This window comes from Rhizobium laguerreae, assembly GCF_002008165.1.
In the GTDB taxonomy this organism is placed as follows: Bacteria; Pseudomonadota; Alphaproteobacteria; order Rhizobiales; family Rhizobiaceae; genus Rhizobium; species Rhizobium laguerreae.
Map to the genome: position 1 here is coordinate 361640 of NZ_MRDM01000014.1, position 20575 is coordinate 382214.

Here is a 20575-nt window from a genome sequence, read left to right on the forward strand (position 1 = left end):
CGCTCCTGTTGTCGCTCACCCCCTCAACCGCCTGCCGGCACCTTCTCCCCGCTGGGGAGAAGAGATGTGTAGCAGCGCCTTGGTCCCCTTCTTCTCCGCTGGAGCCAGGGGAGCGGACAGGAGCGGTAGGAGGCCCGACGGCCAATCAAATCCTGTCCTCCGTTTCGGCATCGAAGACCGAGGCGACCGACATGTCGAAGCTGAGCTTCACCTTGGCGCCGACATTGAAGCGGCGTGCGCCGTTGACGCGTACCGACATCGTGTGACCGGCATGTTTCAGCCACAGAAGATTGTCCGCGCCCATCGGCTCCTCGATATCGACGGTGGCATCATGTTCTTCGCCGCCGGTATTCTCGTTGACCTTGATGTGTTCTGGACGAACGCCGAGCACCACCTTGCGGCCGGGCTGCAGCGTCTCGCTAGCGTCGTAGGCAGCGAGCGAGAAAATGACGCCGTTGGCCGAAAATGCAATGCCGTCGCCTGATTTGACCAGCTCGCCGCGCAGGAAATTCATCGACGGCGAGCCGATGAAGCCGGCAACGAACAGATTGCGCGGCCTGTTGTAGATCGTCGTCGGATCGTCGAGCTGCTGAATGATGCCGCTCTTCATGATGGCGATGCGGTCGGCAAGCGTCAGCGCCTCGATCTGGTCGTGGGTGACGTAGATCATTGTATTCTTCAGCGACTGGTGCAGACGCTTGATCTCGACGCGCAGCTCCGAGCGAAGTTTGGCGTCGAGGTTGGACAGCGGCTCATCGAACAGGAAGACGTCGACGTCGCGCACCAGTGCCCGGCCGATCGCCACGCGCTGGCGCTGACCGCCGGAAAGCTCGGCCGGCTTGCGCTTCAGGAGGGGCTGAATCTGCAGGATTTCGGAGGCACGCGCCACCCGCTTGTCGATCTCTGCCTGCGGCACCTTGGCGACGCGAAGACCGAAGGACAGGTTCTTCTCGACGGTCATCTGCGGATAGAGCGCATAGGATTGGAACACCATTCCGATGCCCCGGTCCTTCGGCTCTTCCCAGGTAACGTTCTTGCCCTTGATGAAGATCTGCCCTTCCGAGGCGTCGAGCAGGCCGGCGATGCAATTAAGCAAGGTCGACTTGCCGCAGCCGGACGAGCCGAGCAGCACCAGGAATTCGCCGTCGTTGATGTCGAGATTGAGATCCTTCAGCACGCTGACCGAGCCGAAGTTTAGGGACAGATCCTTGATGGAGACGCTTGCATTCATATTCATGAGATCAACCCTTCACTGCGCCGGCGGCGATGCCGCGGACGAAAAGCCGTCCCGACACGAAGTAGACGATGAGCGGCACCAGACCGGTGAGGATCGTTGCCGCCATGTTGACGTTGTATTCTTTCACGCCCTGGACGGAATTGACGATGTTGTTGAGCTGCACTGTCATCGGATAGGTATCCGGCCGGGTGAAAACCACGCCGAACAGGAAGTCGTTCCAGATGCCGGTCACCTGCAGGATCATCGCGACGACGAAAATCGGCAGCGACATCGGCAGCATGATCCGCAGGAATATCTGCCAGAAGCCCGCCCCGTCGACACGCGCCGCCTTGAACAACTCCTCCGGCAGCGACACGAAATAGTTGCGGAAGAGCAGCGTCAGGATCGGCATGCCGAAGATCGAATGGACGATGACGAGGCCGGTCAGCGTGCCGTAGATGCCGATTTCGCGCAGGATGATGACGATCGGATAGATCATCACCTGATAGGGAATGAATGCCCCGATGATCAGGATCGAGAAGAAAAGCTCGGATCCCCTGAAGCGCCAGTTGGCCAGCGCATAGCCGTTCACCGAGGCGATTGCGATCGAGATGATGACCGACGGCACCGTTATGCGAACCGAGTTCCAGAACCCACGCGACAGACCATCACAGTTCAGGCCGGTGCAAGCCTGCGCCCAGGCCTTCACCCAGGGTTCGAAAGTGATCTCTACCGGCGGCGAGAAGATGTTGCCGAGACGAATTTCCGGCATGCCCTTCAGCGAAGTCACGACCATCACATAGAGCGGCAGCAGATAGTAAAGCGCTGCGACGATCAGCGTACCGTAGAGCATAATGTTGCGCGCCGACAGCGCCGGGCGTGGCTTCGGGCCACTGGGGCCGTCGCCAAGCTTCGGCGCAACGGCGTCGATGCCGGCAGCAACGGTGTTGAGAGCTTCTATATTAGCCACGCTTGCGCCCTCCACCGAATTCCAGATAGGCCCACGGAACGATGATGATCGCGACCGTGACCAGCATCATCGTCGAGGCGGCAAAGCCCTGCCCCAGGTTCTGTGCCTGAAACATGTAGTCGTAGACATATTTCGCCGGCACTTCAGAGGAAATGCCCGGTCCGCCCGATGTCTGCGCGACCACGAGGTCGTAGACCTTGACGATGCCGGAGGCGATGATCACGATCGTGGTGATGAAGACCGGCCGCATCATCGGGATGACGATGAAGAGATAGGTCCTCCACATCGGAATACCGTCCACGCGCGCCGCTTTCCAGATGTCCTCGTCAATGCCGCGGAGGCCGGCAAGCATCAGGCACATGACGAGACCCGTTCCCTGCCACAGCGCCGCGATCAGAATGCCGTAGATGACGATTTCAGGCGTATAGAGCGGATTGAAGGTGAAGCTCGTCCACCCGATAGAGCGCACCACCGCTTGAATGCCGAAGTCAGGGTTCAGAACCCATTGCCAGACGAGGCCCGTCACGATGAAGGACAGCGCGAAGGGATAAAGAAAGATGGTGCGGAAGGTGTTTTCGAAACGGATCTTCTGGTCCATCAGCGCGGCGAGCATGAAACCGATCACGAGGCTGAAGATCAGCGAGAGGATGCCGTAGACCGCCAGGTTCTCGATCGCCGTCACCCAGCGGGGTGCCGCCCAGAGGCGCTGGTACTGATCGAATCCGACAAAGCTCAACCGCGGAAGCAGTTTGGAATTGGTGAAAGAATAAAAGATCGTCCAGAACGTGCCGCCGACAAAGATCACCAACGCTGTCAGGATCATCGGGATAGACGCAATCTTGGCATTCAGATTGCGCAGTAACTTGTTTGGCCGGCCTGCTCGCGCTTGACCCGTCATAAACACTTCTCCTCAATCGCAACTGCGACAGTAACAAAACGGCAAGACGCCGTCTGTCGTCCCCATCTCCGAACCTGTTGAAGATACCGGAGAGACGCCGCCACCCTCCGGACGATCACCGGCCGTCTGGACCGATCCGGCCCCATGGGAGCCGGACCGCAAGGCAGCAAGTCTGCTGATCAGTCAGCAGAAGCGATGATCCCGGCGAAACGCTTCTGAGCGTCTTCCGGCGTCATCGACGGATTGGCGAAGAATTCGGAGAAAAGGTCTTCCTTCTGCTTCTGGCTGTCGGCCGAAAGCAGCTGGTCGGTACCTTGGATCACGTTGCCCTTCTGAAGGATTTCGAGACCCTTCTTCATGCAATCGTTGGCGGCAGCGAGATCGACGTCGCTGCGAACCGGCAGCGAACCCTTCTTCAGGTTGAAGGCAACCTGGGTCTTGGGATCGAGCAGAGTCTTGGCAAGCACGCCCTGCGCCTTGGACTTTTCTTCGTCCTTCAGCAGCGGGAAGTAGAAGGCGTCGCCACCCGTCGAGATGATCTCGTTCACGCCGAGGCCCGGCAGGCAGGTGTAGTCGGTACCGGCCTTCTGACCGGCCAGCGCAAATTCACCCTGCGCCCAGTCGCCCATGATCTGGCCGCCGGCTTTGCCCGTGATGACAAGGTTGGTGGCCTGGTTCCAATCCTGGACGTTGCTGCCTTTGGCCATGCGCCGAGCATCGTCGGCGGCCTTGAACACCTTGGCGATTTCAGGACCGGCAGCAACTTCCGCATCCTTGTCCTTGAAGACCTTGTTGAAGGTATCCTTGCCGGCAACCGCGACCATCAACACGTCGAAGGCGCCTGTCGCCTGCCACGGCTGACCGCCGACGGCGAGCGGAATGATGCCGGCCTTTTCGAGAGCCGGAGCCGCCGCGACGAACTCGTCCCAATTCTTCGGAACCTCGACGCCGGCCTTCTTGAAGGCGGCGTTCGAAAGCCACAACCACTGCCAGGAGTGGATATTGACGGGAGCGCAGTAGATCTTGCCGTCGATGGTGCAGGAATCGAGCAGACTCGACGGACGAATGATATCCTTCCACTTCTCGGCGGTCGCCACGTCGGTCAGATCGCGCATCAGACCGGCCTGGACGAGTTCCTCGGCCTGGCGCCCATGGTTGAACTGGGTCGCGCCCATCGGGTCGCCGCCGGTGATGCGGCTGATCATGATCGGGCGAGCAGTGCCGCCGGAGCCGGCGATCGCGCCGTCGACCCAGTGGTTGCCGGTGGCGTCGAATGCCTTGGCCAGCTCGGCGACCGCTGCAGCTTCGCCGCCAGACGTCCACCAGTGGGTGACTTCAAGATCGGTGGCATTGGCGGCTCCCAGCGGAAGCGCGACCGAAGTGGCAAGCAGGGCTGCCATTAGACGGATTTTCATGAGTTTTCCTCCCTCACTGAAACGTTGCCGGAAAAACTTAGATCAATCGATTTCCTCACGCAACTGCCCGCCTGCAAATTTTTCCGTGAGCACCACAGTTGCTACTTCTGCCTGTTGAAAGGCTGGCGCTCGCGTGCCTTGAATCGATTCTCGACCAAGCGCCATCGCACTTGCGTTGCCTGGTATAAATTATTGGATTTAAACGATATATTCCGAACAATGTTTGCGTGCCGCCGATTGTCCTTTTCGCAACTGCAGAAAAACGGGTCGTAAATCGCCGATTCAACCTATGCGTGGCATCCCGCAATGCACACAAGAAAAAGTCCTCGACATTTCTACTGTATCGTTACAGATTGCGTTCCTTAGGGAGGCGCGATTTTGGCAGGTGGGCGGGCTTAGCGCGCTTGAGAAAGCCTCTATAAGCGACACCAATTCGCGCGAGGCAGGCTTACAGGGATGGAAAACAAGGGAAATTTCGGGCAGGCGGCATCGGCACCGACGGCGCGCGAGCGCCCGACATTGAAGACGATCGCCTTCATGACCGGCCTTGGCGTGACGACGGTGTCACGCGCGCTGAAGGATGCGCCGGATATCGGGGCCGAGACCAAGGAGCGCGTGCGCATGGTCGCCCGCCAGCTTGGCTACCAGCCGAACAGGGCGGGCGTGCGCCTGCGCACCGGCAAGACCAACGTCATCGCCCTCGTTCTCAGCATCGACGAGGAGATCATGGGGTTCTCGAGCCAGATGGTCTTCGGCATCTCCGAGGTGCTGTCCGGCACGCCCTATCATATCGTCATCACGCCGCATTCCCACAGCAAGGATCCGATGCAGCCGGTGCGCTATATCCTCGATACCGGCTCGGCGGACGGCGTCATCATCTCCCGCATCGAGCCGGATGATCCGCGTGTGCGGCTGCTGACGGAGCGCGGCATGCCCTTTGCCACGCATGGGCGCACCGATGCGGGTCTCACCCACCCCTTCCACGATTTCGACAACGAGGCCTTCGCTCATCAGGCGGTGGAAAAGCTCGTCAAGCGCGGCCGGCGCCGCATCGCCCTGCTGCAGCCGCCGAGTAAGCTCACCTACTACGCCCATATCCGCATCGGCTTCCAGACCGGCCTGCATGATTACGGCGCCGAGGAAGTGCCGCTGCGCGTCAACACCGACGCACCGCTCGCCGACATCCGCGACATCGTCGAGGTTATGATGCGCTCGGCCAATGCGCCGGACGGCATCGTCTGTTCGGCCGGCAGCGCGGCGATCGCCGTCAATGCCGGCATCGAGGCCGCCGGCAAGGCGCTCGGCCGCGATCTCGACATGGTCTCCAAGCAATCGGTACCGATCCTGAACTGGATCCGCCCCGAGATCATCACCGCCCAGGAAGACGTTCGCCAAGCCGGCCGCGAAATGGCCAAAGCCGTCATCGCCCGCATCGACGGCGTCGAGCCGGAGCTGCTGCAGAGCATCAGCCAGCCGACCTGGCCGAACAGCGGCAGATAAGGCTCACCGCCGCCGAATGCCAAAACGCTTGAGGTTCCAGGTCAATCTGCTGCATATAGCGGCAGGACGGGCGCGGAGGAGACGTCATGAACCTCAGACATCAGATCATCGCACTGACGGTCATCCCGCTCGTGATCGCGATTTTGACCGTCACCGCTTTCATCACCTGGCAGTCGGCCACCCTTGTCGGCAGCAGTATCGGCACGTTCGAGCGCAACATGCTGAAAGCCAAGGAAACCGAGCTGCTCAATCTGACGAACCTCGCATTGTCGGCGATCCAGAGCACCTATGATGCGGCCGGGCCTGAAGACGAGGCGGCCAAGGAGAAGGTGCGGGAGATACTGACGTCGCTCGATTACGGCAAGGACGGCTATTTCTTCGTCTACGACTATGAAGGCAAGAACATCGTCCACCCCCGGCAGGCGTTCCGCCCGGGCCGCAACTGGCTCGACCTCGTCGATCCGGACGGCGATCCCGTCATCGCCAACCTGATCGAGAAAGCCAAGGAAGGTGGCGGCCTCCATCAGTACAAATGGCAGAAACCCTCCTCCGGCGAGATGGCGGACAAGCTCTCTTTCGCCGTCGGGCTCGACAAGTGGCAGTGGATGCTCGGAACCGGCGTCTATCTCGACGACGTCTTCGCCCAGACCGCCGCCGCCAAGGCGGATCTTCGCGCCAATATCCGCAAGACCTTCATGGTCGTGGCGCTGATCGCGGTTCCCTCCGTGCTTCTGGTCTTTGCGGCCTGCATGCTGGTGACGCTAAGGGAGCGCCGAATGGCGGACGGCAAGCTCAAAGAACTGACGAAGCGGATCATCGATACGCAGGAGCAGGAGCGCGCCCGCCTTGCCCGGGAGCTGCATGACGGCATCTCCCAGAATCTCGTCGGCGTCAGATATGCGATCGACCTGGCAAGCAGGAAGGTCCGCAGCAAAAGCGACGACGCCTCCGGCGCGATCGATCGGGGCGCCGAGGCCCTGAATGGAGCGATCAAGGAGGTCCGCCGGCTGTCCCACGATCTTCGTCCGCGCGCGCTCGACGACCTCGGTCTTGCCGCCGCACTCCAGGCGCTGCTTGCGGCCTTCACCGAAAGAACCGGCATCGACATGTCCCTTGATGCCACGCCCTTCCGCGGCAATCTCAAGCCGGAGGCGGCGACAGCGCTTTACCGTGTCGCCCAGGAAGCGCTTCACAATATCGAAAAGCACTCGGGCGCCACTGCCGGCTCGGTCAGGGTCTGGACCGTTCGCGGCCGCGTTCGGATGATCATTGCCGATAACGGCCTCGGCTTCGATCATGGCGCGGTAAGCCAGGCTTCACCAACGGGCGGGCTCGGGCTGCGCAACATGCAGGAGCGCATGGCGCATTTTGGCGGCGTCCTGCTGATCAACTCCACATCGGAGGGAACGACGCTGACTGCGATGCTTCCGAAATCCGCCGGGGCAAATCCCGACGGGGCTAAGGAGGCTGCATGAACGCGCCGGGAACCATCAGGGTGCTGCTGGTGGACAACCACCCGCTCGTCCTGGAGGGGCTGGAAGCGCTGTTGAAGACCTATGATCACATCGAGGTCGTCGGCACAGCCGGCATGGCGCGTACCGGACTGGAGCTCGCATTGCGCACCAGGCCCGATGTCGTCCTGATGGACATAAACATGCCGCAGCTGAGCGGAATAGACGCCATCGAGCTCTTCAGGGAGAGCCTGCCGCGAACGCGTATCCTGATGCTTTCGATGCACGACAGCCGGGAATATATCTCGACCTCGGTGCTTCATGGCGCCGCCGGCTACATCCTCAAGGACGTCTCCACCGATGAGATCGTCTCCGCCATCGAGGCGGTCGCTTCGGGGAAGACCTATTTCTCGTCAGGCGTTTCCGAGGTCTTGCTCGAAAAGCGGTCGAATGCATCGCCGGTGCCTCTGACAACCCGCGAACATGACGTCCTGCTGCTGATCGCAGCCGGCCGGAGCAACCGCGACATCGCCCAATCGCTCGGCATTTCCGAAGCCACGGCGGAGACGCACCGCAAGAAGATCAAGAAAAAACTCGGCATCGCCACGACGGCCGGCCTCGTTCGTTTCGCGATCGACAACGGCCTCACCTCCCCGGAGGCAGACATACCCACTACTGGGTAGGCTATCGGTTTTTGCCCGGAACGGCTCCTTGTTCGGATCTCCGCACGCCGATAGCACTTGGCGGACGGCGCGCTTCGTGCTGCCGTCGGGAGGATTATTCGATGTCTGGCTTACTGACGCTATCGCGTGCGATCGACGCGTTGAACACCTTTTTGGGCAAGGCTGTCTCCTGGCTGCTGCTCGCCGCCGTGCTGATCAGCGCCGTCAACGCGACGACCCGCAAGCTCTTCAATCTCAGCTCGAACGCCTGGCTCGAGGCGCAATGGTATCTGTTCTCGGCGGCTTTCCTCATCGCCGCCGCCTGGACGCTGCTCGGCAGCGAACACGTCAAGGTCGATCTGGTCTACGGTCATTTGCCGCGCCGCGCGCAGCTCTGGGTCGAGGTTTTCGGCACGATCTTCTTCCTGCTGCCCTTCTGCCTGGTGACGATCTATCTGTCCTGGCCGATCGTGGTCGCCAAATTCCAGAGCGGCGAGGTGTCGAACAACACCGGCGGCCTGATCCTCTGGCCGGTATGGGCCCTGATCCCGGCAGGGTTCGGGCTGCTTGCCCTGCAGGGTCTGTCCGAACTCATCAAGCGCATCGCCATCCTCACCGGGGCAATGCCTGACGCCGTCGCCTTGGCCGACGCCGAAGCACAAGCGCTCTAAATCCAGGAACATCCCTATGTTTGCCTTCTTCGCGGAAAACCTCGCGCCGATCATGTTCCTGTCGCTGATCGTCGTGCTGCTGCTCGGCTATCCCGTCGCCTTCGCGCTCGCCTTCGTCGGCTTCGTGTTCGGCTTCATCGGCATCGAGATGGGCCTGCTGCCGATCAACCTCTTCGGCGCGATCCCGGATCGCATCTTCGGCCAGATGTCGAACGAGACACTGCTCGCCATCCCCTTCTTCACCTTCATGGGCCTAATCCTCGAGCGAAGCGGCATGGCCGAAGACCTGCTCGACACGATCGGCCAGCTTTTCGGCCCGATCCGCGGTGGCCTCGCCTTTGCCGTGATCTTCGTCGGCGCGATATTGGCGGCGACGACAGGTGTGGTTGCTGCCTCCGTCATCTCGATGGGCCTGATCTCGCTGCCGATCATGCTGCGCTACGGTTATGACCGGCGTGTCGCCGCCGGCACGATCGCGGCCTCCGGAACATTGGCGCAGATCATCCCGCCGAGCCTGGTGCTGATCATTCTCGCCGACCAGCTCGGCAGGTCCGTCGGCGACATGTACAAGGGCGCGCTTGTTCCCGGCCTCCTGCTCGTCGCCGCCTATGCCGGCTACATCATCGTCATGTCGTTCATTCGCCCGGCAAGCGTTCCCGCACTGCCGCCGGAAGCCCGATCCCTGCGCGGATGGAAGCTGCTCGGCAAGGTCGTCACCTCCCTCGTCCCGCCGCTCGTCCTGATATTCCTGGTTCTCGGCACGATCTTCATCGGCCTGGCGACGCCGACGGAAGGCGGCGCCATGGGCGCGGTTGGAGCACTGCTGCTTGCGGCATTCAACCGTCGTCTCGATCTCACGATGATCAAGTCGGCGCTCTACGCGACCGCCAAGCTCTCGTCCTTCGTGATCTTCATCCTGCTTGGCGCCCGCGTCTTTTCGCTGACCTTCTACGGCGTCAACGGCCATGTCTGGGTCGAGCACCTGATGACGTCGATCCCCGGCGGCGAGGTCGGCTTCCTGATCGTCGCCAACCTGCTGGTGTTCTTTCTCGCCTTTTTCCTCGATTATTTCGAGCTGGCCTTCATCATCATCCCGCTGCTGGCGCCCGTCGCCGACGCGCTCGGGATCGATCTGATCTGGTTCGGCGTGATGCTGGCGATCAACATGCAGACCTCGTTCATGCATCCGCCCTTCGGCTTCTCGCTCTTCTATCTGAGATCGGTCGCCCCGAGCCGCGCATACAAGGACCGAATCACCGGCGCGACGATACAGCCGGTCACATCTGGCCAGATTTACATGGGTTCCCTGCCCTTCCTGGCGATCCAGCTGGTCATGGTCACCATCGTCATCGCCTTCCCCGGCCTCGTCACCCACTACAAGGCGGGACAGGTGACCGTCGATCCCTCGACGATTCAGCTCAACGTGCCGATGCCAGGCCAAGGCGGAGAAAACCCATTCGGCACCCCTACCCAGCCGTTCGGCGCGCCCGAGCCTTCCACCGGCGAGCCGGCAGCTCCATCATTCGGCGCCCCGGCCCCGGATTTCGGATCGCCGACGCCAAGCTTCGGCGAGCCGCCTGCAGAACCTGCAAAATGAATGCCCCATTAATCACCCGAGGAGGACGAAATGACCAACCCGATCAATCGCCGTAACTTTCTGACGAAAGGCGCGATCGGCGGCGCAGCCACGGTGGCCGGCGCAGCCCTTGCAGCACCTGCCGTTGCGCAGGAACTGCCGACGATCAAATGGCGCCTGACATCAGGCTTCCCGAACAATCTCGACACCATCTATGGCGGCGCGGTCGTCATGGCCGATGCTCTGTCGAAGATCACCGAGGGCAAGTTCCAGATCCAGGTCTTCCAGGCCGGCGAACTGGTTCCCGGTCCGCAGGCGATCGACGCGGTCAAGGCCAATACGGTCGAAATCGCGCACACCTGCGGCTATTATTTCACCGGCAAGGATCCGACATTCGCGATCGGCTCGACCATTCCCTTCGGCCTCAACGGCCGCCAGCAGAATGCCTGGCTCTATCACGGCGGCGGCAACGAGGCCTATAACGAGTTCCTCGCAGACTATGGCGTGGTCGGCATTCCGGGTGGCGCCACCGGCGCCCAGATGGGTGGCTGGTTCCGCAAGGAAATTAAGAGCGTCGCCGATCTCAAGGGCGTCAAGATGCGCATCGCGGGCGTTGCCGGCGAGGTCATGTCAAGGCTCGGCGTTATCCCGCAGCAGCTGCCGGGCGGCGACATCTACCCCGCCCTCGAGCGCGGCACGATCGATGCGGCAGAGTGGATCGGCCCCTATGACGACGAACGTCTCGGCTTCTATCAGATCGCTCCGAACTACTACTACCCGGCTTACTGGGAAGGCGGCCTGACTATCCACTTCTTCATCAACAAGGCCCAGTACGAAGCCCTGCCGGATGCCTACAAGGCCGCACTCGACGCCGCCTGCAAATCGGCCAACGTCAACATGCAGTCGCTCTACGACGTCAAGAACACCACCGCGATCCGCTCGCTCGTCGGCAAGGGCGTCAAGCTCCGCCCGCTACCGCGCGACGTCATGGACGCCGCCTACAAGGCCTCCTTCGAACTCTATGCGGAATACGGAGAGAAGCACCCCGCCTGGGCGAAGATCTATCCCGGCTGGAAAAAATTCCGCGACGAATCCTTCGAATGGTTCCGCGTCGCCGAATACAGCTACGACAGCTATATGTATGCCGCGCAGGCCGCCGGGAAATGACGTGGAGGCCGGGCGCAATGCCCGGCCTCGGACTGCTGCCAGACCCCCGGAGAAATCCGGGGGTTGTGATTCGTGGGGGGTGTTTAAGAAGTCCGGCCGCCGCGGCTGGCGAGAACCGACCGTCGAGGCTCAATCCGACGATTGGCTGGCGGCATCACGCGTCTTCGACGACGAAATTCACCAGTCGCCCCGGGACCACGATTTCCTTGACCACCATTCTGCCGTCGAGCAAGGCTATGACGGCAGGGTCGGATCGCACGGCTGCGAGCAGCGCCTCGCCAAGATCGGCGGCGGCTTCGAAGCGGTGGCGAACCTTGCCGTTGATCTGCACCACGTATTCTCGGGTCTCCATCTCGATCATTGCAGGGTCGAAGGCCGGCCAGGAAACCCATGTCAGCGTTCCCCGATGACCGAGCTTGCCCCATAATTCCTCCGCGATGTGAGGCGCAAAAGGTGACAGCAACAGCACGAACGTCTCGACGACCTCCTGCGGTCGCACGATCTCCGCCGTCAGCGCGTTGGCCAGCTCCATCAGCCGGGCAATGGCGGTGTTGAACCGCATTGCTTCGATATCCGAGGTCACGGCCTTCACCGTCTGGTGGCGCAAGCGCAGAAGCTGCGGGCTCGCAGTTTCCTCCCCCGCTGCCAGCGAGAGTTCGTCACGCTCGTCGCAGACGATGCGCCAGGCGCGCTCCAGAAACCGGCGCACGCCGATCACGCCGGCGGTCTGCCAGGGCTTTGCCGCATCCAGCGGCCCCATGAACATCTCGTACAGCCGCAACGCGTCGGCCCCGAACTGTTCGACGACATCGTCGGGATTGACGACGTTCAACTGCGACTTCGACATCTTCTCGACGGCGCGCTGCACCTCGACCGGCCCGGCGAACCATCTGCCCTTCCCTTCGACGACGGAAGACGGCGCGTAATACCGGCCTGCCGCATCGCGGTAGGAATGGGCAAGGATCATGCCCTGGTTGAACAGCCGCTCGAACGGCTCTTCCGTCGAAACGACGCCAATATCGTAGAGCACCTTGTGCCAGAAGCGGGCATAGAGCAGATGCAGAACCGCATGCTCGGCACCGCCGACATAGAGATCGACCGGCATCCAATAGCGCTCGGCCTCGCGCCCGACGGGTTCGGCGGTGTTCTCCGGATCAAGGAACCTGAGATAATACCAGCAGGAGCCCGCCCATTGCGGCATCGTATTAGTCTCCCGCCGTGCCGGAACGTCGGTACCCGGCACGATCGTTTCGACCCAGGCCTGCGCACGGGCAAGCGGCGGTTCGCCATCCGGCGTCGGAGCGTAGTCGTTGAGTTCAGGCGGCAGCAGCGGCAGGCATTCCTCGGGCAGCGGCATCACCGAGCCGTCCGCCAGATGCAGCACCGGTATCGGCTCGCCCCAATAGCGCTGGCGAGAAAACAGCCAATCACGCAGGCGATAGGTGACCTTAGGCCAGCCCGCGGCGTTCGCCTGCAGCCAGGCGATGATGGCTTTCCTAGCCTCCGGCGAGGCCAGACCATTCAGGAAGCCGGAATTGACCATCCTCCCCTCGCCCTCAAACGCCGCCTTTTCGATATCGTCCGCACTGTCGATCACGCGAATGATCGGCAGGCCCTGCGCGCAGGCAAAGGCGTGGTCCCGCGCATCATTGGCCGGCACCGCCATCAAGGCGCCGGTGCCGTAGCCCGCCAGGACGTAATCGGCCACCCAGATCGGCAGCCGGGCGGCGGTGGCGGGATTGACGGCATAGGCGCCGGTGAAGACGCCGGTCTTCTCGCGCCCAGCATCGGTACGCGTCGCTTCCTCCAATCCTTCGGCCTCGGCGATATAGGCGGCAACCGCCTCTCGGGCTTCCGGCGTAACGGTGGTGGCGACAGCGGGATGCTCCGGCGCGAGCACGATATAGCTTGCTCCGAACAGGGTCTCGGGGCGCGTCGTGAAGACGGTGATGACCACTTTGCCGTGCTCGAGCGGAAACCGGATTTCGGCGCCCTCGAAGCGTCCGATCCAGTTGCGCTGCATGATTTTCAGGTTTTCGGGCCAGTCGAGGCCATCCAATCCCTGCAGCAGCCGATCGGCATAGGCCGTGATGCGCAGCATCCACTGGCGCATCCTGCGGCGAATGACGGGATCGCCGGTCTCGACATAACGCCCGTCCTTGACCTCCTCGTCGGCAAGCACCGCGTTCTGGGCCGGGCACCAGTTGACCGCGACCTCCGCCTGATAGGCGAGGCCCTTCTCGAACAGCTTCAGGAAGATCCACTGCGTCCAGCGCACATAGGCGGGATCGGTGGTGGCAAACTCGCGGCTCCAGTCATAGGAGAAGCCCAGCCTCTGCACCTGCCCGCGAAACGTCTCGATATTGCGCTTCGTCGTGATATCGGGATGCACACCAGTCCGCATCGCGTGGCGCTCCGCCGGCAGGCCGAAACTGTCCCATCCCATCGGATGCAGGACGTTGAAGCCGCACATGCGTTTGTAACGGCACATGATGTCGGTGGCCGTGTAGCCAAGGGGATGGCCGACATGCAGGCCTGCGCCTGAAGGATACGGAAACATGTCGAGCGCGTAGAATTTCGGTCTGGCTGGATCGATTTCCGCTCGAAAAATACGGTGCTCGGCCCAATAGGCCTGCCACTTCGGTTCGATCGTCCTGGGATCATAAGGCATGCATCGCTCCTGGCGCCGGCCGGCTCTGGCGGCGGCGTGTCCTGAAAATGGGAGGTGTTCTGTGGTTCAGGAGCAGCTACGGCTGCCGGTGCTCCGGTGACGTCCGGCAGCCGCGGCTAAGTCGAAACGCGCGCGGAGTTGCGGCGTAGGACGTCTGCGCGACGCTCCGGACAAAAAAAGCGCGATGTGGCTTTGGAAACGATCTGGTGTCCATGGACGGTGGCTCAAGGCAAATAAGGAGAAAGCAAACGACAGTGTTAACCCGGCTCCGATCAGGAGGCCGTGGTGGTAAGTCGTGCGTCGCGTGCGCGAGCGTCTGCTGCTTGAGTTGCCATAATCATGAGCCAAGAGTGCCCGATATGATCGCTCCTGCCAAGAGTGCATTCGCGTGAAAATCAGGATCTGTTCAAATCCCGCGGCGCACTCCTCACCAGCTGATCGAGCACCGCCGCGACCTTCGGGTTGCGCACCTCGCCGCGCCGGGTAATCGCATGGATGCCACGGCAAACGGATGGCACCAAGGGCTTGACGACCAGCGTTCCGCCGAAATCTCTGAGCGCCAGGCCGGGCATCACCGAAATCGAGCACCCGGCTTCCACCAGTGCGAACACCACTTCGAAGCTGTCGCTAAAGCCGTTGATGACGGGCTCGAAACCGATGTCGCGGCAGGCCTTGCGGATGGCCATGGAATAGGCGCTGGAGGCGACGTCGAGCGCCCAATGTTCATCCCTCAGCTGTGCGAGTTCGATGACGGGCTCGCTCTCCAGCCTGTGGCCAGCGGGCAGAAGCACGAAGAGCTGGTCGCGGCACAGGAACAGCGTGTCGGCCGTGCCCTCCAGCGTATGCGGATCGAAGGATATGTCGTCGGCAATGACGATATCGGCCTGCCAGCCCCGGAGCGCTGCCACGCCTTCGGCAGGTCCCATCGTCGTCATGACGATGTCGAGATGCGGATGGTCGATGGCGAGTTGGCGCATCGCGGCGGGAATGAAGGAGGAAGCAGCGGAGGGTTGGGCGGCGATCCTCAGGTCGCCCGCGACGATATTCTGCAACTCGGCAATATCGGTCTTGGCTTCCTCGACAATGCCGAATATCCGGTCGGCATGCACAACGAGCCGCTGTCCGGCCGGTGTCAGCGTCACCCCTCGCCCGCGCCGCTCGACGAGCGGGATTCCAACTTCGTCCTCCAGTTGGGCGATCTGCTGGGAAACGGCCGATGAGGAAATGCCGAGCGCGTCGGCGACCGCAGCCATCGTCTCGCGGCGCGAGAGCTCGCGAAGTGTGCGCAATCGGAAGAAATCCAAGCCCGTTTCTCCGGTTGATCAATCAGCCATAATTTCTAATCTATATGCTTATTTTAATTAAGTGGACCTGAAGAAAACTGCACCTTAGCCTTGGATTCGCAAGCGGGGCATCGGTTTGAAAAAAGCCAAGATTACCCGCCATCTCATGAGACGAGTCACGGGGGATATCGACAGGATGCAGCAGAGCGGCGTGCCCTATTTCAGCCAATGGGAAACACCCGGCATGACACTGCCGGTGCTTGCCGAGGGATGGCAGGCTCTGCTGCGCGATCCGCTCTGGCGCCATTCTGGGGCCGCGACGATCGAGGAATATGCGCGCTGGGCGGTCAATGTCTGCGGCATGGCCTGCCTGAAAATGATTCTTGCTGCCCGCGGCGAGATCCATCCGACACTCGAGCTTGCCCGCGCCTGCACCGTCTATGGCGGTTATGTCGTCAACGAGATCGATGCCTCGATCAAAGGCCTTATCTACGCGCCCTTCGTCCGCTTCGCCGCCGAGCGTTTCGGCCTTAGCGCGGAGATGATGACCGGCGTCGAGACGTCAGCCATTCCCGAGCATCTCGCGAAGCGCCGGTTCTTCATCGCCTCGGTGTACTCGGGCATCCGCTGGCCGGAGCGAGAACCGCCCTCGAAGAGCGGACACCTGGTTCTGGTGACGGCAGCCAGCGACGAGATAATCCGCTTTCACAACCCGTCCGGCCATGACGAGGCGAGCCAGGCTGACGTGACGCTGCCGCTTGCCGTATTCGACCGCTTCTTCGCCAATCGCGGCATATCGGTCGACGCCTGACCCTTTTCACACCAAATCGTTTCGGAGGCTTTCATGACCCCATCCCCAAACAGGCTGCGCATTGCCGTGCTCTTCGGTGGCCGCTCGGCCGAGCATGAAGTTTCCGTGCTCTCGGCAACCAATGTCATGGGCGCGCTCATGCCCGAGAAATACGACGCAGTCCCCGTCTTCATCACGCGCGACGGACAGTGGCTGCTGAGCAGTTTTGAGGATGGCGTGCTGGCGACACCTTCATCAGGCACGGAAATCTGCCTGGTGCCGGGTGGGCGCGGCCGGGTGCTGGCGATCCCAACTCATGGCGCGCCGCATGACCTAGCAAAGGTCGACATCCTGTTTCCTGTCCTTCACGGCCAGCATGGCGAAGACGGATCGGTACAGGGCACGGCGGAGGTGGCCCGCGTTCCACTCGCCGGTTGCGGCATCCTCGGTTCGGCCACGGCGCTCGACAAGGACATCGCCAAACGCCTGCTGAGGGCGGCGGGCCTGCCGGTGGCGCGCGCGGTGACGATCCATGAGGGCGCCGCCCCTTCACTGGCAGCCTTGGAAGGCGAGCTCGGCCTGCCGCTCTTCATCAAGCCTGCGCGCCAGGGATCGTCGGTCGGTGTCGCCAAGGTCCATGCCAGCCAGGAATTCGCACCCGCCCTTACTGAGGCCTTCCGCCACGATCGCACGCTGCTCGCCGAGGAATTCGTGCGCGGCCGCGAGATCGAATTCAGTGTGCTCGAGGATGCGGCAGGAGAACTCTTCGTCTCCCGGCCGGGCGAGATCGTGCCGGCGGAAAGCCACGACTTCTATAGCTACGATGCCAAATATATCGACGAGAAAGGTGCGGCGTTGAAAGTGCCGGCCGAACTGCCGCAGGAGGTCGAGACCGCCATGCGCGACGTGGCCGCAAGAGCCTTCCGGGCGGTCGGCTGCGACGGCATGGCCCGCATAGATTTCTTCCTGACGGATGACATGCAGTTCCTCGTCAATGAAATCAACACCATCCCCGGCTTCACCGATATCAGCATGTATTCCAAGGCGATGGCGGCAAGCGGCGTCACCTACGCCGAAATCATCGACCGACTGGTGGACCACGGCCTGGCGCGCGCCCGACGAGCCGCCTGAGACGGGAGCTTGAAGATGAACGGGTCGGTCTTGATTTCGGGATGTTCCGGCGGCGGAAAATCGACGATGCTTGCTGAGCTTGCTGCACGCGGTCATGCCGTCGTCGAAGAGCCCGGCCGACGGATCGTCAAGCAGGAGATCGAGAGCGGCGGCACCGCCCTGCCCTGGGCCGACATGGCGGCGTTTGCCCGCAGCGCGATCGAGATGGCGATCGCCGATCACAAGGCTGCGCGTGAGCAAGCCGGCTGGACGTTTTTTGATCGCGGGCTGATCGATGCCGCGGCAGCGCTGCAGCACCTGACCGGAGAACCGGTCCTGGAAAAATTGAGCGCCGCTCATCGCTATCAACCGAGGGTTTTTCTCACGCCGCCATGGCCCGAAATCTACACGACCGACCCCGAGCGGCGCCATGGCTTCGACGAGGCGGTCGCGGAATATGATCGACTTGTCGCCGTCTATCCGACGCTCGGCTACGACGTCGTCATGCTGCCGAAAATCGCGGTCGCCGACCGGGCGGATTTCATCCTCGACTGCCTCCCTCGGGAAACGAGGCAGCAGTAGACGAGATCGTCAGCGCCTGCGAAAAACGCACCACTGGAACGACTGCCGGCCGCCGCCGGGTGTCGTGTGTTCCTCCCGCCAGTCACGCTGAAGCGCGAAGGTGGACGAGAATTCGATCGCAAGCGCCACCGCGTCGTAACGCTGGACCGGCAAGCCGCTGCACCGTTCCGGCCCGTCCGGCGCGAAGGTCGCGACGATCACGCCGCTGCCAGGCGCCGTGCCGGTTTCGAGCGCGCGGCGATAGGCCAGCCGCTGCTCGGGCTCGGTGAGAAAGTGAAAGACGGCGCGGTCGTGCCACACATCGTAATGGCGGTCGGGCTGCCATGAAGTGACGTCGGCAACCACCCAGGCGATGCGGGCGGCTTCATCCCGCAGCCGCGCCTTGGCGACTTCGAGCGCCGGCGCGGCGATGTCGAGGACGGTGAGGTCGGACCACCCGCGCTCGACAAGACGGTCGACAAGGCTCGATGCGCCGCCGCCCACATCGATCAGTGAGGCCGTGACCGGCAGTTGCAGCTCGTCAATCGCCCGCAAGGAAGGCCCGGGCGTCGGCTGATACCAGCTGACGCTGTCGGCAGATTTCGTGCAGTAGACCTCGTCCCAGTGTTCCCGCTTCTCGCCAGTCATCCGATGTCCCACCTCTCGCAGAGCCCAATATTCTAACCGATCAACATGTAAGGACTGAGACGTCTCTAACCAATCACAGTGCGCCCAAGACCATGTTCCGCGTTTCAGGCAGCGACGTGACGATAAACGAGATCGGCAGGATCAGTTCGGGATGCTATGGAATCGAGACGCGCGCCCAGCCGCTCCGCAACGGCAATGGATGCCGCATTGCCGGGAGCGATATAGCTGACGAGCGACGGCAGCTTGAGCGTTGCGAAGGCCCAGTTGCGCAGCGCGAGCGCCGCTTCGGTCGCATAGCCTCTGCCCTCGTATCCCTCGTAGACGAACCAGCCCAATTCCTTTTCGGGAAAGAGCGGTCCGTGATTGATCCCCACCTGACCGACGCATTCGCCGGTTTCGCCAAGCTCGATCATCAGCGCTCCGTGCCCGAAAAGCTGCCAGAGAGCCACGTCGTGACAGAACATCCCCCACGCCGCGCGCAGATCGAACGGGCCTCCCATTCCGACGGATCGCGGCGACGCCATGATCTCAGCATAGGCGGCGAAATCGTCGATATAGGGCATGCGGAGCTTGAGACGCTCGGTTCGAATGGTCATCGCGCCCGCTTCGGACATGTCGTCACTTCTCTGTCAGGTTGTGTTTGGATTTTCGGCCGCTGAAGGAAATTCTAGCTTTCAAATGCCGGGGCGAATTGCAACGTCCCGCTTGGCGGAGATCCGCGAAAGACAATCCTCTGCACGAGCCGCGTATCGAGGTCGAGATACTTCAGCAGTCCATCGCAGCTGAAACCGACACGGCTGTAGATCTCGGGATTGCCGATCAGGGCGCATCCGCTGGCGCCCATCTCGTTCAGCAGTTCGAGACCCCTGGCAATCAGCGCCTTGCCGATACCCTGCCGCTGTCTCTCCGGCTTGACCGATATCGGCCCCAACCCGAACCAGCCGTCATGCGCACCGTCGATCGTCACCGGCGAAAACGCCACATGCCCGAGCATCTCGCCATCCTGTTCGGCGACCAGCGATATCTTGAGATCGCCCGCCGCGCGAAGTCTTCGCACAATCTCCGCTTCCGTACCGTCGCTGTAGGGCATCGGCTTGAAGGCGGTCGAGGTCAGATCATGGATCGCATCGATATCATCAGGCGTTTCGTCTCGGATGAACATCTCTGTCAACTCCTCAAACGTGATAGCTCGCAGATGCTATGCAGGGAAAGTCGAAGACCAGCAAGCCGGGCTCCTCCAGCGGGAGCTGCGCCACGACATGCCCTTGCCGGTTCAGCACGGCCGTCGGTCCCCAGGCGATGCGCCCGTCGCGCTCACCCGTTACGTCGGACGATATCAGCCACAGGCCTGTCTCACGGCATCTTTCACCGCGAACGGCATTATGCAGCGGCTTGAATATTTCCGCCTTCTCCCGTGGCATCATGTTGTTGGACAGGCATAGGATCAGCGACGCGCCAGACGCGGCGACCTTTGCGGCCGCTTCCGGAAAATTGGTGTCGTAGCAGATGTTGATCCCGAAGCGCAGGGCACCGATCGCAAAGAGCGGGCTGTCCTTTCCTGCCTCGAAAGCCTGTTCGCCGGGCAGCAGGTGGGTTTTCCGGTAGCGACCGAGGAGAACGCCGCGCTCGACGACGACGGCGGTGTTGAACAATCGCCCATCATCGATCTCGATCAGCCCCATGACCAGCACCGGTCCGGACTTCGGCAACCGATCCAGGACCGCCGCGAACTCGGCCGATGCGAGATCGAGGGCAACCCGTCGCGCCGATGCTTCATCGGTCAGGTAGCCCTGCAGAAAACCTTCTGGAAAGACCAGCAGGGCCATGCCATCAGCCTCGGCGCGCGCCGCAACCCTAACCGCATAATCCAAGGCCGCCCCGACATTCTCCCGAAATTCCGACGTCTGCGCGGCGGCTATCCGAATGCTCGTCACTTAGACCTCCGGGTTTTCGGTCGCGGCATCTCAGCAAAAGGCCCGGCGCAGT

At 62.0% G+C, this 20575-nt stretch carries 19 protein-coding genes; 9 read left to right on the forward strand and 10 right to left on the reverse strand.

Features of this window, described 5'->3' with window-relative positions:
- Positions 1-145: 145 nt before the first annotated feature.
- The 4 genes from BS630_RS17515 to BS630_RS17530 all read right to left on the reverse strand — a co-directional run bounded on the left by BS630_RS17515 (position 146) and on the right by BS630_RS17530 (position 4499).
- Positions 146-1237: an ABC transporter ATP-binding protein gene (locus BS630_RS17515; RefSeq protein WP_183594399.1), complete on the reverse strand. Its 1092-nt coding sequence runs from the start codon at positions 1235-1237 to the stop codon at positions 146-148.
- Between the two features lie 4 nt (positions 1238-1241).
- On the reverse strand, positions 1242-2186 hold the full coding sequence (locus BS630_RS17520) for a carbohydrate ABC transporter permease (protein WP_017960808.1): 945 nt from the start codon (positions 2184-2186) through the stop codon (positions 1242-1244).
- Complete coding sequence (locus tag BS630_RS17525) at positions 2179-3084, reverse strand: carbohydrate ABC transporter permease (RefSeq protein ID WP_012757807.1); 906 nt, start codon at positions 3082-3084, stop codon at positions 2179-2181. Before BS630_RS17525 ends, BS630_RS17520 begins: the two co-directional genes overlap by 8 nt.
- A gap of 179 nt (positions 3085-3263) precedes the next feature.
- Positions 3264-4499, reverse strand: a complete 1236-nt coding sequence (locus tag BS630_RS17530; RefSeq protein WP_025394888.1) for an ABC transporter substrate-binding protein — start codon at positions 4497-4499, stop codon at positions 3264-3266.
- Positions 4500-4955: 456 nt separating this feature from the next.
- Between BS630_RS17530 and BS630_RS17535 the strand changes: the two genes are divergently transcribed.
- The 6 genes from BS630_RS17535 (at position 4956) to BS630_RS17560 (ending at position 11526) form a co-directional block, all read left to right on the forward strand.
- On the forward strand, positions 4956-5999 hold the full coding sequence (locus BS630_RS17535; RefSeq protein WP_077978404.1) for a LacI family transcriptional regulator: 1044 nt from the start codon (positions 4956-4958) through the stop codon (positions 5997-5999).
- 86 nt (positions 6000-6085) lie between these two features.
- Positions 6086-7474: a two-component system sensor histidine kinase MctS gene (gene mctS / locus BS630_RS17540; protein ID WP_077978405.1), complete on the forward strand. Its 1389-nt coding sequence runs from the start codon at positions 6086-6088 to the stop codon at positions 7472-7474.
- Positions 7471-8133 carry a two-component system response regulator MctR gene (mctR, locus tag BS630_RS17545; protein WP_020050312.1) on the forward strand — a complete coding sequence of 221 codons (663 nt, stop codon included), beginning with the start codon at positions 7471-7473 and terminating at the stop codon, positions 8131-8133. The genes mctS and mctR overlap by 4 nt, the downstream gene beginning before the upstream one ends.
- Positions 8134-8234: 101 nt before the next feature.
- Positions 8235-8783, forward strand: coding sequence for a TRAP transporter small permease subunit (locus tag BS630_RS17550; protein WP_077978406.1), 549 nt, complete (start codon positions 8235-8237; stop codon positions 8781-8783).
- Positions 8784-8799: 16 nt separating this feature from the next.
- Positions 8800-10380, forward strand: a complete 1581-nt coding sequence (locus tag BS630_RS17555) for a TRAP transporter large permease (protein WP_077978407.1) — start codon at positions 8800-8802, stop codon at positions 10378-10380.
- A 30-nt stretch (positions 10381-10410) separates the two neighbouring features.
- A complete protein-coding gene (locus BS630_RS17560; RefSeq protein WP_077978408.1) occupies positions 10411-11526 on the forward strand; it encodes a TRAP transporter substrate-binding protein in 1116 nt (371 codons plus the stop codon).
- Between the two features lie 154 nt (positions 11527-11680).
- Here the strand turns inward: BS630_RS17560 and leuS are convergent, their stop codons facing one another.
- Both leuS and BS630_RS17570 read right to left on the reverse strand, forming a co-directional pair.
- Positions 11681-14197, reverse strand: a complete 2517-nt coding sequence (leuS, locus tag BS630_RS17565; protein WP_077978409.1) for a leucine--tRNA ligase — start codon at positions 14195-14197, stop codon at positions 11681-11683.
- A gap of 395 nt (positions 14198-14592) precedes the next feature.
- A complete protein-coding gene (locus BS630_RS17570) occupies positions 14593-15501 on the reverse strand; it encodes a LysR family transcriptional regulator (RefSeq protein WP_077978410.1) in 909 nt (302 codons plus the stop codon).
- A gap of 175 nt (positions 15502-15676) precedes the next feature.
- On the opposite strand from BS630_RS17570, the gene BS630_RS17575 reads away from it, so the two are divergent.
- The 3 genes from BS630_RS17575 to BS630_RS17585 are packed head-to-tail and all read left to right on the forward strand — an operon-like array spanning position 15677 to position 17962.
- Complete coding sequence (locus tag BS630_RS17575; protein WP_077978411.1) at positions 15677-16291, forward strand: C39 family peptidase; 615 nt, start codon at positions 15677-15679, stop codon at positions 16289-16291.
- A 33-nt stretch (positions 16292-16324) separates the two neighbouring features.
- Positions 16325-17401: a D-alanine--D-alanine ligase family protein gene (locus BS630_RS17580; protein WP_025394897.1), complete on the forward strand. Its 1077-nt coding sequence runs from the start codon at positions 16325-16327 to the stop codon at positions 17399-17401.
- A gap of 15 nt (positions 17402-17416) precedes the next feature.
- Entirely contained in the window at positions 17417-17962 is a 546-nt protein-coding gene (locus tag BS630_RS17585; RefSeq protein ID WP_077979214.1) for an AAA family ATPase, read from the forward strand.
- A 9-nt stretch (positions 17963-17971) separates the two neighbouring features.
- On the opposite strand, the gene BS630_RS17590 is transcribed toward BS630_RS17585, so the two are convergent.
- From BS630_RS17590 to BS630_RS17605, 4 genes are all read right to left on the reverse strand, one after another.
- Positions 17972-18589, reverse strand: a complete 618-nt coding sequence (locus BS630_RS17590; RefSeq protein WP_077978412.1) for a class I SAM-dependent methyltransferase — start codon at positions 18587-18589, stop codon at positions 17972-17974.
- A gap of 104 nt (positions 18590-18693) precedes the next feature.
- On the reverse strand, positions 18694-19203 hold the full coding sequence (locus tag BS630_RS17595; protein WP_077978413.1) for a GNAT family N-acetyltransferase: 510 nt from the start codon (positions 19201-19203) through the stop codon (positions 18694-18696).
- Between the two features lie 53 nt (positions 19204-19256).
- A complete protein-coding gene (locus BS630_RS17600) occupies positions 19257-19751 on the reverse strand; it encodes a GNAT family N-acetyltransferase (RefSeq protein WP_077978414.1) in 495 nt (164 codons plus the stop codon).
- Positions 19752-19764: 13 nt separating this feature from the next.
- A complete protein-coding gene (locus BS630_RS17605) occupies positions 19765-20523 on the reverse strand; it encodes a carbon-nitrogen hydrolase family protein (protein ID WP_077978415.1) in 759 nt (252 codons plus the stop codon).
- Positions 20524-20575 lie beyond the last annotated feature (52 nt).

Excerpts from the sequence above, each read along its gene's own strand:
- BS630_RS17600 (WP_077978414.1), bottom strand. The coding sequence starts at position 19,751 with ATGTTCATCCGAGACGAAACGCCTGATGATATCGATGCGATCCATGAT.
- BS630_RS17580 (WP_025394897.1), top strand. The coding sequence starts at position 16,325 with ATGACCCCATCCCCAAACAGGCTGCGCATTGCCGTGCTCTTCGGTGGC.
- BS630_RS17550 (WP_077978406.1), top strand. The coding sequence starts at position 8,235 with ATGTCTGGCTTACTGACGCTATCGCGTGCGATCGACGCGTTGAACACC.
- BS630_RS17590 (WP_077978412.1), bottom strand. The coding sequence starts at position 18,589 with ATGACTGGCGAGAAGCGGGAACACTGGGACGAGGTCTACTGCACGAAA.
- BS630_RS17555 (WP_077978407.1), top strand. The coding sequence starts at position 8,800 with ATGTTTGCCTTCTTCGCGGAAAACCTCGCGCCGATCATGTTCCTGTCG.
- BS630_RS17535 (WP_077978404.1), top strand. The coding sequence starts at position 4,956 with ATGGAAAACAAGGGAAATTTCGGGCAGGCGGCATCGGCACCGACGGCG.
- mctS (WP_077978405.1), top strand. The coding sequence starts at position 6,086 with ATGAACCTCAGACATCAGATCATCGCACTGACGGTCATCCCGCTCGTG.
- BS630_RS17595 (WP_077978413.1), bottom strand. The coding sequence starts at position 19,203 with ATGTCCGAAGCGGGCGCGATGACCATTCGAACCGAGCGTCTCAAGCTC.
- leuS (WP_077978409.1), bottom strand. The coding sequence starts at position 14,197 with ATGCCTTATGATCCCAGGACGATCGAACCGAAGTGGCAGGCCTATTGG.
- BS630_RS17515 (WP_183594399.1), bottom strand. The coding sequence starts at position 1,237 with ATGAATATGAATGCAAGCGTCTCCATCAAGGATCTGTCCCTAAACTTC.
- mctR (WP_020050312.1), top strand. The coding sequence starts at position 7,471 with ATGAACGCGCCGGGAACCATCAGGGTGCTGCTGGTGGACAACCACCCG.
- BS630_RS17585 (WP_077979214.1), top strand. The coding sequence starts at position 17,417 with ATGAACGGGTCGGTCTTGATTTCGGGATGTTCCGGCGGCGGAAAATCG.
- BS630_RS17530 (WP_025394888.1), bottom strand. The coding sequence starts at position 4,499 with ATGAAAATCCGTCTAATGGCAGCCCTGCTTGCCACTTCGGTCGCGCTT.
- BS630_RS17560 (WP_077978408.1), top strand. The coding sequence starts at position 10,411 with ATGACCAACCCGATCAATCGCCGTAACTTTCTGACGAAAGGCGCGATC.
- BS630_RS17575 (WP_077978411.1), top strand. The coding sequence starts at position 15,677 with ATGCAGCAGAGCGGCGTGCCCTATTTCAGCCAATGGGAAACACCCGGC.
- BS630_RS17525 (WP_012757807.1), bottom strand. The coding sequence starts at position 3,084 with ATGACGGGTCAAGCGCGAGCAGGCCGGCCAAACAAGTTACTGCGCAAT.